Below are 16015 nucleotides of genomic sequence, written 5' to 3'. Positions count from 1 at the left end.
TTAAACTACAATATAAACAAAAGTAAACTGTTTATAAAATGTGGAAATTAATGTGGAAATTATTAAGACTTATTTTTATTTTTTGTCACACTTATGACATTTCATTTGTTATGAGTTATAGAACGTTCGAAACAAACATCAAAGGGGAGGTCAAATGAAAAAGATAAGGGAAAACAATCTTGCTAAAATGGAAAAGCTATACGAATTATATGAGTCCAAAATGAATTTTATTGCTTATGGAATTCTAAATAATGCTGCGCAGTCAGAAGACATTGTGCAAGATTCATTTATTAAGCTTTCCAATTATCTTGACAAGATCAAAGATGTTGAAGATGTAAATACAAAACGGCTGGCACTGAAAATAGTGAAAACAACAGCCATAAACGCGTATCGCAGAAATAAAAAAGAGACCGAATTGTTTGAATATGCGCAGGAAGAAGAAATTGAAGATCCCGAAAATGTGATTGATGCGAAAATACTTCACATGCATAATCATACAATGCTTGACCCAATCATTTCTGATATGCCTGAAATATACAAAGAAGTAATTGAGCTCCTGTATTATTATGAACTGTCAACATCCGAAATCTCTGCGATAACAGGCCTTGATAAACGCACAATCAGGAAACGTAATGAACGCGCAAAAAAATATATAATAGATAGAATTGGAGGATCCGAATATGAAAAAGAACCAGCAAAATTTGCTACAACGCTTAGGGGGAAAAATATCTGAAGAGAGATTTCAAAATCATAATTCAAAATATATATTTTCCGAGAAATATGAAGTTGATAAAAAAGAATTTTTAAAAAAGCTTGCTATAAATGAGACTATAAAAAAGTCAAAAAGAAGAAAGATGCTAGTTGCTGCTGCGTGTGCAGTTATAATATTAGTACCTTGTTCTGCATTAGCAGCAAATAAAGTTATGAGCACATTTAAGGTAAATAAAGAGCAAACCGATCCATATGCATATCAAATTATTTTTGAAGAGGAAACTGCAGCTACTGAAACTACGGTAACTGAAGTTGCTACGAAATCAGAATTATATCATTCCTTTGTGAAACTTCAATATGGCTATATGCCTGAAGGTTTCACTCATCCAGGCATCGATCAAAATAAATTTGCAGCTAATGGAGACATATATTCATATCAAAATATCACTGTACGTATTGATACCATTGTTGCAGAAGAGCCGCTCTCATTTTTAGATGTTGTAGAAACGAAAGATCTGATTATTGGCGATAATAAAGCCACATTATTATACAAAAATCACACTGACCAAACATCATACAGCAAGATACTTTTGGTCTACTATAATGAGTATGGATATTATGTTGAAATGTTCGCTCAGACAGCTGTCCCTGACAATGAACTGTTAAAAATTGCTGAAAATATCACATTAGCTTCTTGTAGCAAGGAAGATACAGATGTCCCCAACTATCGATTTGATCCGGCATTGAATAAAGCAATACAGGATCACAAAGCGGAGATGGCGAAACAACCTCAGACCTCTGCTAGCCCAGTAATCTCCACTACTGTAGATACAAGCCAATTTTTAAGTGTTGGCAAATCATTTCTAGGGCTTACCTATTCTAATCCTTACAAAAGTAATTCACCTAACTTGACCTATACCGTAGAAAATGTTGAAATCAAGGATTCTATTGCAGGTTTGAATACTTCTGGATTCTCATATAATTATAAAGACATCAAACAGCTTGTTGATGCCGATGGAAATCTGAAAACATACGTTCAAAATGAAGTTGCAAAAGGGGACGGAAAAACAAGTATAGATACTGTTGCCGGCCAAACCTCAAGCAATTTAAAACTCGTATATGTTACAATGAAATTAAAAAATACAACCGATAATCTGGTAAGTGCTGCAAATATCATTCCTGAAATGTGTTGCCTTACTAATACTGATGGGAGTTTAGAATTACCAACTGTATACACCACCAACGCGATCAATTCTGCGGGAGGTTCTGTATACTGTGATCATCCATCTAGATTTGATGAGAATCCGCTAGATACTTCAGCTCCACCAATATATCTTCAGCAGACTTATAATATTTTGCCAAATGAAGAATTTGAATATCATATCGCCTATATTGTTGATGCATCTAAAATGAACAATATGGTATTATTCTTTAATCCACAACAAAATACAATATCGACTACAAGTAATCTGCAGACGATTATAAAATTATATTAGAATTATAAATGGGATGTCGTACTAAACAATTAGTGCGACATCCCATTTTATCCTTTATTTGAAATATTTAAAATATTCTGCAACAGCATATCCGCATTTTAAATTATCTGAATCATCTAAATTATGGCAACTAAACATTCCGTTTTTTACCCCTACCCAGCGGCCTTCTTCTGACTGAAAGGAAGCAACTGTAATATATTCCTTACCATCTAAACTATATGCAAATGATATTTCCTCTGATGGTGCTGTAGGTGTATCGGTTGCTTTCTTACGTCCTGTTCCTTTAATTGTGTACTTCAAATACACAGTAGTTGTGTCTAAGTCAGCTATTTTTTTTCTTTCTTGCACAGTTTGCAAACCATCACTTTTGAAATTTTGTGTTCCAATGATAGTCTCTAATTGAAATTTATCATTACTCTTTGTAACTACGAGCGCTCCAAATGTTATTCCCATAGAAACAATTCCAGCGGTATCACCATTTTCTAAGTTTGAAAAATCCATCTTTGCTACGCATGAAAACTCCGGTGCTGGCCATTTTTGAAGGAAAAGATTACTAACATCAGAAAGTGCTTTACTAGATTCTTGTTTCACTGCAAATAATTTCAAGTGCTTGTTTGTTTTGTCTAATTCATACCAAGCGTTATTAAAGTTCGCATTCCACTGCCACTGAAGTCCAAGTGAATCTCCATCAAATTCATCACCTGTGTCAGGTGATGTAGCAGGAAATATTCCTCCTACATCTGGTTTTTTGTATTCCATAACTGGCTCTCCGTAATCGTTTCCATTCTTTGCTATGCCAATGATTGGCCAGTCGTTTTCCCATGACATTGGCTGAAGGTGAGTGATTCTACCCGCTGCATACACATCCTGGAAATGGATGAACCAGTCCTCGCCTGTTTGAGTACCCACCCAAGCACCTTGATGAGGACCATTTACTGATGAATCTCCTTGTCTTAAAACGACTTTATATTCATAGGGTCCCCATATATTTTTTGAGCGTAGGACAGTCTGCCATCCTTGTTTCACCCCACCTGCTGGTGCAAATATATAATACCAACCATTTCGTTTGTTCATTTTAGGGCCTTCAATGGTAATCTGATCATTTGTATTTCCGTCAAAGATTCTGACCGCTTCGCCAAATACACTTTTGCCATCTGGTGTCATTTCAATTAGATGAATTACACTTTTGTATCCAATTCTACTCTTTGCAACTCCTGCAGCCAAATATGCTTTGCCATCTTCATCCCAGAATGGACATGGATCAATCCAGCCAGCTCCTGGTCTTATGTTAATTGGCTCAGACCACTTACCCCATGGATCCTTGGTCGTACACATAAAGATTCCCTCATCTGGCATTGGAAAGCATACATAAAACAGCCCATCGTGAAAACGAATCGCTGGTGCCCATACTCCACAGCCATGAATTGGATCAACGTAACGTTCTCCTGGTATATTATCTATTACATAATTAATAACTTTCCAATTTACCAAATCTTTTGAATGTAAAACTGGAATTCCTGGTGCATTGCAAAAACTAGATGCTATCATAAAATAGTCATCGCCAACTCTGATTGCATCTGGATCCGAATAATCCGTATATAATATTGGGTTTCTGTAGTTCCCATTACCAAGGTCCGCTACCCACATTTCTTTACTCATAATGATCCTCCATTTGCTTACTAATTTACTTGTTTACTCATTTACTTGTTTACTTGTTTACTTGTTTACTGATTTATTTATTTGTTTACTCATTTACTTGTTTACTCATTTATTTATCTTATCTTATTTCATATTTTATTTCTAGTCATAAAGGATTTATTTTGTGTCATATATTGCTATTTAAAAATACCTGTTTTATAATAAAATATGTCACTACCAATCCAATTTCACACCAAAAGGAGTTAATATGTATGGTTTTTATCAATCACATCAAGATGATTTTTCTTGCCGTGAAACTATCAATAATTGCTATCCTGCGCATTTACATAAACAAGTTGAAATTATTTATATAAGATCAGGTACACTAAAATCGACTATAAATGGGAACGAAACACTCCTTCTTCCTGGTGACCTGTCCATATGCTTTCCAAACACCGTACATAGCACCGAATCAATTGGAGAAAGTTCCGCAATACTCATCATTTTTGATGCAAAATTGGTTGGCGCTTTTTCCAATGAGCTGTTAAATCATTACCCAGAAGTTCCATTTATTAAAAATCCCTGTATTTCAGAAAATATTAAATCTTGTTTTGATATGATATTGCATAACTGTACCCACATGCAAGATTTACGTATTTCTATTGGATATCTATATATTCTTCTTGGAAATCTATCGAGTACGCTTAAACTAATCAAGAATAAAAATGTGGATTTGCAAGATACCTGCCGAGTTATTTTGGAATTTATCAACAATCATTTTATCGAGGATATTAGTCTTGACTCACTATCAAACTCCTTAAACATTAGCAAATATTATATTTCTCACATTTTTTCCGAGAAAATCAGAACGTCATTCCCTACTTATCTTAACCGCTGTCGCATTGATTACGCTAAGAGTTTGCTGCGAAACACAAGAGATTCTGTTACTCAAATCGGCTTTGATTGTGGATTTAACAGTAGTAGAACATTTTATAGAGCATTTAAGGAATGTTATCAAATCACTCCCCTAGAATACAGAAAAAATCAAATTAATAAATCTACGTAAATGTAACCATATGGTAAATATTTCAAGATAGCTTGCCGATAATATAAGTAGTTTCAAGTTGGAATCCATAAGTCAAATATGTTCATCGCTGAAAGAAAAGACTTATGAAGGGCGGGAATTATATGATTATTTCCTCAAGCAATGTGAATATGTCTTCAACCCGTAACTATTCGAAGAATATTCAAGCAAACAGCACCGTCTTTAAATGGACCTTAGACGGCAATCAACGACAGGTCAGCTCCAATTCAACAAGCCTTAATTATCAGGAAAGCACGAAATATGATTTTCTTTCTAGTGCATTTTCCACCTATAACAGGCTTGGCGAAGAAACTGCAGAATATGATGCATCAAGTACACAAAACAAATTGTCATCCACCGATTCTGAGGTTAAAATTGGCACATCTACTTTGAGAAGGGCTTTTCTTAGTCTTCTTGAAATGCTTGAGAAATCTCGTTTTAAGAGCAAATTTAAAGATAATGATTTGTTCAATGAGTTGACAAACAACTCGGATACATCTGTACTTAGCTTAACATCATCTGCAAATCCTCAAACCTGGAACAGGTTAGAGATCAATTCTTATTTCATGGAGGAAAAAGAATCCACCGCATTTAGCACAACAGGTACTGCTGTTACTGCAGACGGAAAGAGCATTTCATTTGACGTTACAATGGAAATGTCCAAAAGTTTTACCGAATCCTATGAATTCTGCCAATTTTCTCAATATCAACAAATTCTAACGGATCCTTTGGTAATTAACTTAGACTCAAATCCTACTTCAGTCAAGGCCAAAACTTTTCTATTTGACATTGATTCGGACGGCGACAAAGATGAAATTTCCGAACTGAGCAGTGACAACGGCTATCTCGCACTAGATAAAAACGGTGATGGCATAATTAATGATGGCAAAGAATTATTTGGGCCATCCACAAACAATGGTTTCAATGAACTTGCAGCGTATGATTCAGACGGTAGCGGCTGGATTGACGAAGCCGATTCTATCTACCAGAAGCTCAAAGTTTGGACAAAAGATGAGAATGGCAAGGATATACTGCTCTCTCTAAAAGATGCTGACGTAGGCGCTATTTACCTAGGAAGTACAAAAACAAAATTCTCGCTTACCGATGACCACAACAACCTTAATGGCCAGGTCAGACGCACCGGTATGTATTTGAAAGAGAGTGGAGGTAGCGGAACTGTTCAGCAAGTAGATTTCTAGCTTAAAGATGCGCATTCTGTAATTTAGGATGCGCATTTTTAAACTTTTAAAATACAAGGTTTAAAATGTAGAAAATATTTAGCATAAAATCGCTTGATTTTATATGAAAAGTAATTTAATATACTAAATAATATATATACAAACTAACTCAAACAAACATAATTCAAAAGGAGTATATTACAATGGAATTTAAAAATGTAAATGTAGTAAAGAAAGCAAACGTATATTTTGATGGAAAAGTTACAAGCAGAACCGTTCTTTTTGAAAACGGCGAAAAAAAGACTTTAGGATTCATGCTTACAGGTGAATATGAATTTAATACAGGCGCTGAAGAATTAATGGAAGTTTTAAATGGAGAAATGGATATTTGTGTAGCAGGTGCAAGTGATTATACGCTCTACAAAGAAGGCCAAAGCTTTGTTGTTCCGGCGAATTCAAGTTTCAAGATAATCATCAAGACATTTGCTGATTACTGCTGTTCTTATAAGGAAAATGGGTGATTTATTGGTTTTAGATTGCTGGTAGACGGACGTAAAAAAGTATACACTCTCCTCTTGTTCGCTATTGCCTCTACAGCCATACGATATTGTCTGCACTTGGTTCGACGCGTAAAAATGCGTCAACCACTTGCAGACAATATCGTGTGGCTGTAACGGCAAATGCGGACAGTTGAGGAGAATGTATACTTTTTTACTGCGCGTTGGTGAGCGATATAAAATGGCAAAACAAATAAATCGTGGGGGGAATTTTCGGCGCTAGGAAAGAAGTTCTTTGGAATGATTTTTGAGGGGGAATTGGTGTTTGTTATGAATACGATTTGGGTTCATAATATATTTGAATCGCATTAAGTTAAGCTTCTTACGTTAATTTTGGTGCGGCGGTGCGGTGCGGTGTTGTGTTATATTCTGTGATTGGTGAGGAGCCAATTTGCGACGGCATCGGCATCGTTGCTGGGGATTATTTGTGTGGCTAGGGCTTTTAGCTCTGGGACGGCGTTGGATACGGCGTAGCATTCATTGGAGATTGTGAACATAGGAATATCGTTGATTGCATCACCGAAAGAAATTACTTTATCACACTTCCATATTGTTTTCAGCTTGTTTATAGCATTTGCTTTCGTGGCTGCTCTTGGCATTATCTCGCACCAATATTCTTCTCGGTATAATTCTTGTTGAAGCGTACAATTGTAATGTTCGTTTTGGCTTAGCAAATTATAAATCGGAAGTAATTCTTCTTTCTCTCCGATACACGTAAAATAGAAAATATTTCCTTTATATAAGTCATCCAAATTCCTTAATATATTCATTCTTTTATCCCATTGACGCCCACTTAAATATCTTCTAATGCCCTCATTTTCTTTGTTTTGCATCCACGATACTTTTTCTATTTCATCAATAAATGCATATACCAAAGGAAATATATCAAACTTTTCCAAAACGTCTATGATGTATTGCTTTTCTTCATTATCAAAGAAATTGGATGATAGAATTGTTCCTGACGAAGGATCAATTATAAATGCGCCATTATATGCAATGACCGGGATTTTTGTGGATAGTCCCTTTGTTACCACAGATGCGGATACCAATGACCTTGCTGTGGCATATGTGAATAATAAGCCTTTCTCCACCAAATCATTAATTACTTTAAGACTATACTCACTAATTTTGTCCTGTGTGTTTAATAATGTTCCGTCTAAATCTGTAACGTAAAGTGTTTTCATCATTTCCTCCATTCCTATGGCTTTTTTTTAACACATATCCTTTCTCTCATAGCAAACTATTTGCCCTTGTTTTTCATCAATTCAAGCAATAATTTGAATATAAAAACTCCGGCTGAAAACAACGAAGCTGTTTGAAGGAAAGGCAAGGCAAATGCATAATTATAAATGGTTATTCACTCAATACCTATAAATATGAGTTTCAACATTCAAATCATTGCAACTTCTTTTCATACAAATAGAATAACCCTTTTCTCCAATTTACCTCACCAACTTCTATATAACCAAGGTTCTCATACAATTTTAGTGCGTATGGGTTTAACGAAAAAGCATCTAATCTAATCGTTTCAATCTTATCTTCTTTTAACATTTCTTCAATGATATTCATTATTTTTTTCCCTATTCCCATATGTTGAAAATTGGTATTTACACAAAATCTATGAATAACAGCAAATGAACTTCGCTTATAATTCCAGTTTCCATTTTTATATTCTTCATCACATTCTTGATTTAATGTAAATATAGAAACTATCTTACCATCTATCTCTCCTAGGAACATTTGTTTTTTTTGAATATCTTCATATAAGATTTTTTCATCCGGATAAATATCATCCCATTGAAAAATACCATTTGCGACCATTACATTTATGGCGCTCCTGAATATCTCTAAAACAAGATTAATATCCTTCCTATTTGCTTTTCTTACTGTAATTTCATTATTCATCTTATTCCACCTGAGCTATCTTCGATATACCACTTGGGCACAGCATTTGTCATATCCTCATAATATTCCAATATCTGGTTAGCTTGCCTTGTCATCGTATCTATTTCAACTTGTCCAAATGATATTGCCCAAGGAATGGATCCCAATGTATTACTTGAAATATATAACGCGAGCAGTTTCCAAAATTCAGCTGGGGGATTGCCATCAAAATAACCGTTCACTCGCCCTGTTGCAAAATATTTGCTGCAATCAGCACACCATACAATACGGTTAAATTCTTCCCAAGGGTCGCCGTAATCAACTCGATTAAAATCAATTACCGATAACGCCCCTATATCAGACACAATCATGTTCCCGATATGATAATCACCATGTTGAAGTGATTGCGGGCGGTTTTTAAGCAAATGTCTATTTTGCTCTATGTAGGTACGCATTTTTTCGACACCTATCATCTTATGGTCACATTTATTATAGCTTTCTATATTGCGATCTATTTTTCTATTAAATCGAATTTCCCATTCTTCCTGCTTAGATGGAGCGGGTACGCTATGAATCATTTTTAAAATATGCCCAGCTTTTATTCCAAGTTCATATTGTTCTTCGTCCGAAAATGTCGGTAAAACCTCCCCAGCATCGTTTCCATCAACCCACGTTAGAAGCATATACACACTTTTTCCATTGTCGCAAGTACCGAAACCAATAGGCTCTGACATAGGAATGCCTTGCTTTACAACGGTACAAATCGTATCATACTCTGCCTTTTTTTTATCGTATTCGTTGATACTTGAAATGCGAAGCAATAACCTTTTACCCTCTATTGTTTCTATATAATATTTTTTATCACGGGACCAACCTTTATGTACAGGCTCGATTTTTGTGAATGTTTTATATTGAGGAATATCATTAATATATATACTCATTTTGCTCCCCCCATTTTGCAGTTTTTAATTCAAAATATCCATTGCACGTTTCAAATCATCTTCAGTAATACCAACTTTACCGTCTATTCGTACCAAATTTGCATTGATTTGTTCATTTTTTAAGTCCAAGTCATCTAGTATAACATATTTAACAACATCACAATGTTTTTCAAGCCACGCAGTAATTTCCTTTGCCTTTACCTCTTTAAACGTTCTTTTTGTGCGTATTTCATCTGTACTAAAATCTGGCGTTTTACCATAAATTTCAATCCCATATTGAGATAAAATATTATATAAATATTGTGCTTCAACATCCTCAGTAACCATGTTATCATCAAACCAAAGTCTGCGCCCTGATGACAAAACGATAACTGCTCCAGATATATCAATTAATTTTTTTAATAACTTAACTGCATTGACATCAATCTTTTCATCTCGATTTTTTTCTATTAACATCTGCGAATTAAGGACACCATCAATATCCAAAAAAATAACCTTCATAAATCCCTTTCTTTTTCCCATAATAGATATTTTTCAGTAATATTTTCACTGCTATTACTTGTGAATCTAAATTCCAATAAAATTATTGCTCAGATTTCCATCAAATTTCGATCAGGCTTCGATCAGATAACACTAATTTCATCTTCTACATATTCAAATAATTCTGATGGTTGGCAATGAAGTGCTTTACATATAGAATTCATAGTCTCGAAACGTACACCTTTCATTTTTCCTGTTTTCAAGTTTGAAAGATTTACATTTGTCATCTCTACTTTTGCTGCTAATTCGTTTAAAGACATTTTTCGGTCTGCCATAACTCTGTCTAGTCTTACTATTATAGCCATAAATATTCTCCATTCATCCCTGTATAAATTTGTCCTTTATCCATTTACAGTTGCTCTCCAATCTATGCAATCTGATTCATATCTTCTTGAAGCTCACATCCATACTTGAAAATCTCTGAAATGATACCAAATACAACACCAATTGCGATAATATAAAAGTTTAAAGGCGAATAATAAATGGTTGCATATTGAAACGCAATCATAGAACCGACCATATTAACACCGACCGGTAATAATGCTAAAAAGAAGCTTAAGAATGCAATAATTCTTAAAATCGAGACATTATCTACCGAGAACGGTGTCAATCCTTTTTTTACTCGTGAAAGCATAATATATAAAAAGATAAAAATAATCTCTATTATAATACTTTTAAGAACCTCATTAACATTATCCATAATAAGATTGGCCTTTGCATTCGTTTTACCTGTATCATCCAATCTACTGTAATTATTATAATCAACCGTCCAGTATTTTTCGCCTTCAATATACAAGTAGTAATTATTTGTATTATTGACCGTATCTGTAGGTCCTAGCTTCACTTCAAAAGATGACTTGTTCATCCGGGAATACTCATTGATCTGCCCAATATTACTCATAATAGATATAGCAAATAGTATGCAAATAATACATAAAACAATAGTATCAACCTTAATTTTTTTTTGTAATAATTTCATATTAGTATTCATTCCTTACCCTCCATAGAAAACAATTGATTTGAGTTAATTTATCAGTAGTCCTCTGTAGTTTAAAACATATTTTAAACTTTGTCAACAATAATTTAAACCTTTACTTTAATTATTTAATCTCCCACCCAAACTCGCCCTTTCACACTTTTGCACTTTTGCTCTTTCGCCATTTCGCCCTTTCTCAGCCTCACCAACCCCACTTCCCGCCCCTCACATGATTCAGCAACCTCGAATGTATCGTATGCGGATATATGGGGTCCTTCCGCCTCTGAGACTTTTTGTGTACAGCTTAGAAGGGCAATTCAAGAGCTCCCGCAAATATTTTTAACTGTTTGAGCCCCTCAGGGGCGAGTTTTAAAAATATTTGCAAATAAGGAATCTTGAATTGCACTTCTTAGCTGTACTAAAAAAGCCTCATGAAGGAAGGACCCCATATATCCACATACGATACATGAGTTCCCTCGATTCATAAAGCCCTTATTTTTTTGTGTGTGAAATCAGAGTTTCTTAATACGTTCAATTGCTTCCAATGTCTTCTCGTAAGATCCAAATGCAGTCAGTCTAAAGTATCCTTCACCACTTGGTCCAAATCCAGAACCAGGAGTACCTACAACATTAGCCCTATCCAAAAGATAATCAAAGAATTCCCATGATGTCATCTTATCTGGTGTCTTCATCCAGATGTATGGTGCATTAATACCACCTGATACTGTATAACCCGCAGCAGAAAGTCCTTCGCGGATAACCTTAGCATTATTCATATAGTAAGCAATCTGCTCATTAATCTGCTTTTGGCCCGCTTGCGTATATACAGCAGCTCCAGCTCTTTGAATAATATAAGGAGCACCATTAAACTTTGTTCCATGACGTCTTGCCCATAAGCTGTGAAGTGTAACATCACCGCTCTTTAAATCTTTAGGAATCACGGTGAATCCAAGTCTAACACCAGTAAACCCTGCATTTTTTGAAAAGCTCCTAAGTTCGATTGCACAAGTTCTTGCGCCTTCGCACTCATATATTGTATGAGGAACATTATCTTCTGAAATATATGCTTCATATGCAGCATCATAAATAATAACTGCGCCGACTTTATTCGCATAATCAACCCATTTTTGAAGTTCATCCTTCGTAATTGTTGATCCAGTTGGATTATTTGGGAAACATAGATAGATAATATCTGGTATTTCAGTAGGAAGTTCAGGAGCGAAGTTCGTTTCTGCAGTACAAGGCATGTAGATAACGTTGCTCCATTTTTGAGTAGATTCTATATAATGACCAGTTCTGCCAGACATTGCATTTACATCTACATATACTGGGTAAACTGGGTCGCAGACCGCAATCCTGTTATCAACAGCAAATATATCTCCAATGTTACCGGAATCACTCTTAGCTCCATCACTGACAAAAATTTCGTCAGCATGAATATCCGCGCCACGTCTCTTGTAATCAAAATCTACGATTGCTTCTCTTAGAAATTCATATCCCAAATCAGGTGCATATCCTTTAAAGGTATCAGCACTAGCCATTTCATCAACAGCCTCGTGTAATGTACTAATAATTGCTGGCGCAATTGGAAGCGTAACGTCACCAATACCAAGTCTTATAATTGATTTATCTGGGTTCGCTTCTGTAAATGCTTTTACTTTCTTACCAATTGTTGAAAATAAATAGCTTCCAGGTAATTTTAAATAATTATCATTAATTTTAAACATCTTAAATCTCCTCTTGTATAATAATATTCATAGTATACACATTTACAATATGAAATCCTAGTACAAATTGAATTTATTAATATTGTAATCTATTTCATATATTATTTTATATAAATTGTATTTAGATTATTTTATTTATTATAAAATGGTATCAATATCGATATCACCGGTAAATACAGTCGTTGCTGGACCTTCCATGTACACAATATCAGCAGATCTGTCCCAAGTAATCTTCAAATCTCCACCAAGTAAATGTAACATCGCAGTATCGTCGCATAATCCGTTTAGAACGGTTGCCACGAGACTTGCACATGCTCCTGTTCCACAGGCAAGAGTCTCCCCTGAGCCTCTTTCCCAGACTCTCATCTTAAGATTTTGTCTGTCAATTACTTGAATAAATTCTGTGTTAACTTGCTCTGGAAATCGTTCGTTCATCTCAAAATATGGACCAATTTCTTGAATTTTTAAATCATCAGTTGAATCCACATACACGATTGCATGCGGATTTCCCATTGATACACATGTCATACTATACGTTTTACCCTTCACTTCTATATCTTCAGCTATAACCTTTTCATTTTCAGAAATCACTGGAATATCTTTCGCTATCAGAATTGGGCTACCCATATTTACTTTCGCTCTTGTAACTTTACCGTCTTCAACGATAAGTTCAAGAATTTTAATACCTGAAAGTGTATCTACTTTAACTGTTGTCTTATCTGTAAGCCCATTATCAAACACATATTTTCCAACGCATCTAATTCCGTTACCACACATTTTCCCCTGTGATCCATCTGCATTATACATATCCATAAAGAAATCTGCCTTATTTGATGATTTTATTAAAATCAATCCATCTGAACCAATTCCAAAATGCCTATCACTTATGTATTTTGATACCAATGAAGGATTCTGCAATTCTTCCTTTGTACAATCTATATATACGTAGTCGTTTCCTGCTCCATGCATTTTAGTGAATTTCATATCTGTTCCTCCTGATTTTCATGATTCTCTTTTAATAAAGTATAACATACATTATTCTATCTAAATATGATTATTATGCTATATTTATTGCAAATAGTGCTATGTAATCAATTTGAGGCGACAGATTACGGGTATCTATTATAATAATGTAGATAACTACATATATATTGCAATTACCATACTTGCTGATTCTACAAAGCTATTTCCGCTATCCATACTACATTTTTGAATATATCTATGGGCCTCTGGTTCTGACATATTATTCAATTCCATAAGAATCCGTTTCGCTTCATCAACTATCTTTTGCTCTTCTTCATCACGCTTACGCGGCTGAGAACGCATTTTTCTTCGTTTTCTAATCTGTGCCTGCTGCATCATTTCAATCGTACTTAATAAATCATGTACCTTTATGGGCATAGCTAGACACATCACGTCATTATTTACGCAATTATCCCAAAGACTTTTTGTTGCTACAAGAAGCATTTCAAAACTTTTTGGTTTGTACTCATAAAGTTCCGAATAGACCATGTCTGCTAGCTTGTATCCGCATACGATAATTCCATCTGACAGACTATCTGCAAGATTGATTACTTGAGCACCCGTTATGCATGGTGCAGCCACATCATAGCCATTCCGGACCAGAAGGTTTTTGATTGCTTTTGCATCTTCAATCTTTGGAAATGCTACAATTATGCTTGACATATATTTACCTCCGTTTTCTAGTCCAAACTCTTACCATGTTTTTCGTTTAAAACTTAGACAAATATTCATCAATTTCCCACTGTGTTATTTGTGTGCTGTATGCATTCCACTCTTGTAATTTAACTTCTACATATTTGTTTTTAATATATTTTCCAAGTATATCTTCAATAAATTTATCTTCTTTCATATAACTAATTGCATCAAATAGATTTTCTGGTATTCTTTCAATTCCCAATTCTTTTTTTTGCATTTCAGTCATACTGAATATATTACAGTCTACGCTCTCAGGCGCTTTTAATTTTCTTTTAATTCCATCAAGTCCTGCTGCTAAACAAACTGCAAGTACAAGATATGGATTTGCTGATGGATCCGGACAGCGAAGTTCCACTTTCGTATCATTTCCTCTTGAAGCAGGTATTCTAATGAGCGGACTTTTGTTGGTTGATGACCATGCAATGTACATTGGTGCCTCATATCCAGGAACAAATCTCTTATACGAATTAACAAGTGGATTTGTAATAGCAGTCATACCCTTCATATGATCAATAATACCAGCAATAAAGTGATATGCATCTTCACTAAGACCAAATTTACCATTCTCATCAGCAAATATATTTTTTCCATCTTTTGTAGCAAGTGACATATTAATATGCATTCCTGAGCCATTTGTTGCAAACTTTGGTTTTGGCATAAATGTCGCATGGAGGCCATGTCTTTTAGCAATTGTCTTCACTGCAAGTCTAAATGTAATAATATTATCAGCAGTTGATAAAGCTTCATCATATTTAAAATCAATTTCATGTTGCGCTGGAGCAACTTCGTGATGAGAAGCTTCTATTTCAAATCCCATTTCTTCTAATGCAAGGACCATATCGCGTCTAACATTTTCAGCCAAATCCGCAGGTCCAATATCAAAGTAACCCGCTTTTTCGTGAGAAATTGTAGTTGGAAGTCCATTATCATCCGTATGAAATAAGAAAAATTCACATTCAGGACCTACATTAAATATATAGCCCATATCCTCTGCTTCTTTGACTACTTTCTTAAGGATATTTCTAGTGTCACCTTCAAAATGCGTTCCATCAAGTTTATGCACATCACATATAAGTCTTGCCACTCTGCCTTGCTGTGGTCTCCAAGGGAATATCTCAAATGTATTATAATCTGGATACAAATACATATCAGCTTCTTCAATTCTAGCAAAGCCCTCTACACATGAGCCGTCAAACATACATTTATTATCAAGCGCTTTTTCTAGCTGACTGGATGTAATCGCAACATTTTTAATTACCCCAAAAATATCTGTAAATTGTAGTCTTATAAACTCTACGTCTTCCTCTTCCACGATTCTAAAGATGTCTTCCTTTGAATAATTATGCATTTATATTCCTCCATTCTTATTATCAATAACAAATAACTAATTTATTACATATACTATTTGATTATATTAGCCTCACATTTACTTGTCAATATATTGTCAAGTTTATTCAATATTTACTTTATGGTCGAATGAAAAGTTAAATTCCATATTGTAAGGTTAAATTCCACCGGTTAAGGATAGAAATAAAATAATTTATAAAATTATTGTTTTATACTA

The 16015-nt window shown here is 34.7% G+C and carries 16 protein-coding genes; 5 read left to right on the top strand and 11 right to left on the bottom strand.

The features are described from left to right. The first annotated feature begins 154 nt into the window (after positions 1-154). Together BMY18_RS13700 and BMY18_RS13695 are read left to right on the top strand one after the other, a co-directional pair. A complete protein-coding gene (locus tag BMY18_RS13700) occupies positions 155-733 on the top strand; it encodes an RNA polymerase sigma factor (protein ID WP_092455000.1) in 579 nt (192 codons plus the stop codon). Next, on the top strand, positions 681-2207 hold the full coding sequence (locus BMY18_RS13695) for a hypothetical protein (protein WP_092454998.1): 1527 nt from the start codon (positions 681-683) through the stop codon (positions 2205-2207). Before BMY18_RS13700 ends, BMY18_RS13695 begins: the two co-directional genes overlap by 53 nt. A gap of 54 nt (positions 2208-2261) precedes the next feature. Here the strand turns inward: BMY18_RS13695 and BMY18_RS13690 are convergent, their stop codons facing one another. Further along, entirely contained in the window at positions 2262-3866 is a 1605-nt protein-coding gene (locus BMY18_RS13690) for a glycoside hydrolase family 43 protein (protein ID WP_242941041.1), read from the bottom strand. 247 nt (positions 3867-4113) lie between these two features. Here BMY18_RS13690 and BMY18_RS13685 point away from each other — a divergent pair, with 247 nt between their 5' ends. The 3 genes from BMY18_RS13685 (at position 4114) to ppnP (ending at position 6628) form a co-directional block, all read left to right on the top strand. Further along, the gene (locus BMY18_RS13685; RefSeq protein WP_092454996.1) at positions 4114-4911 is read left to right on the top strand and encodes an AraC family transcriptional regulator; all 798 of its coding nucleotides are present in this window, start codon (positions 4114-4116) and stop codon (positions 4909-4911) included. A 122-nt stretch (positions 4912-5033) separates the two neighbouring features. Next, positions 5034-6128: a hypothetical protein gene (locus BMY18_RS13680; protein WP_092454995.1), complete on the top strand. Its 1095-nt coding sequence runs from the start codon at positions 5034-5036 to the stop codon at positions 6126-6128. 182 nt (positions 6129-6310) lie between these two features. After that, entirely contained in the window at positions 6311-6628 is a 318-nt protein-coding gene (ppnP, locus tag BMY18_RS13675; protein ID WP_092454993.1) for a pyrimidine/purine nucleoside phosphorylase, read from the top strand. Between the two features lie 398 nt (positions 6629-7026). Here ppnP and BMY18_RS13670 read toward each other — a convergent pair whose 3' ends face one another. From BMY18_RS13670 to BMY18_RS13625, 10 genes are all read right to left on the bottom strand, one after another. Continuing rightward, a complete protein-coding gene (locus BMY18_RS13670; RefSeq protein WP_092454991.1) occupies positions 7027-7848 on the bottom strand; it encodes an HAD family hydrolase in 822 nt (273 codons plus the stop codon). Positions 7849-8059: 211 nt separating this feature from the next. Then, positions 8060-8569, bottom strand: coding sequence for a GNAT family N-acetyltransferase (locus BMY18_RS13665; RefSeq protein WP_092454989.1), 510 nt, complete (start codon positions 8567-8569; stop codon positions 8060-8062). Next, positions 8566-9489, bottom strand: a complete 924-nt coding sequence (locus BMY18_RS13660) for an aminoglycoside phosphotransferase family protein (protein ID WP_092454987.1) — start codon at positions 9487-9489, stop codon at positions 8566-8568. Before BMY18_RS13660 ends, BMY18_RS13665 begins: the two co-directional genes overlap by 4 nt. Before the next feature lie 24 nt (positions 9490-9513). Then, positions 9514-10011 carry an HAD domain-containing protein gene (locus tag BMY18_RS13655; RefSeq protein ID WP_092454985.1) on the bottom strand — a complete coding sequence of 166 codons (498 nt, stop codon included), beginning with the start codon at positions 10009-10011 and terminating at the stop codon, positions 9514-9516. Between the two features lie 101 nt (positions 10012-10112). Then, entirely contained in the window at positions 10113-10334 is a 222-nt protein-coding gene (locus tag BMY18_RS13650) for a helix-turn-helix domain-containing protein (protein ID WP_092454983.1), read from the bottom strand. A 62-nt stretch (positions 10335-10396) separates the two neighbouring features. Next, the gene (locus BMY18_RS13645; protein ID WP_092454981.1) at positions 10397-11020 is read right to left on the bottom strand and encodes a DUF2975 domain-containing protein; all 624 of its coding nucleotides are present in this window, start codon (positions 11018-11020) and stop codon (positions 10397-10399) included. Positions 11021-11517: 497 nt separating this feature from the next. Then, positions 11518-12732 (bottom strand): LL-diaminopimelate aminotransferase, encoded by a 1215-nt coding sequence (locus tag BMY18_RS13640; protein WP_092454979.1) that lies wholly within the window; start codon positions 12730-12732, stop codon positions 11518-11520. Positions 12733-12870: 138 nt separating this feature from the next. Next, the gene (gene dapF, locus BMY18_RS13635) at positions 12871-13716 is read right to left on the bottom strand and encodes a diaminopimelate epimerase (RefSeq protein WP_092454977.1); all 846 of its coding nucleotides are present in this window, start codon (positions 13714-13716) and stop codon (positions 12871-12873) included. Between the two features lie 156 nt (positions 13717-13872). Continuing rightward, positions 13873-14418, bottom strand: coding sequence for an ANTAR domain-containing response regulator (locus BMY18_RS13630; RefSeq protein ID WP_092454975.1), 546 nt, complete (start codon positions 14416-14418; stop codon positions 13873-13875). Between the two features lie 46 nt (positions 14419-14464). Beyond that, entirely contained in the window at positions 14465-15799 is a 1335-nt protein-coding gene (locus tag BMY18_RS13625; RefSeq protein ID WP_092454973.1) for a glutamine synthetase family protein, read from the bottom strand. Positions 15800-16015: the final 216 nt, after the last annotated feature.

Origin of the sequence: [Clostridium] fimetarium (assembly GCF_900111235.1) — a bacterium.
Lineage (GTDB): Bacteria > Bacillota > Clostridia > Lachnospirales > Lachnospiraceae > Clostridium_N > Clostridium_N fimetarium.
Note: the sequence above shows the minus strand (reverse complement) of the source record. Positions and strands in the feature narration are given on the sequence as shown.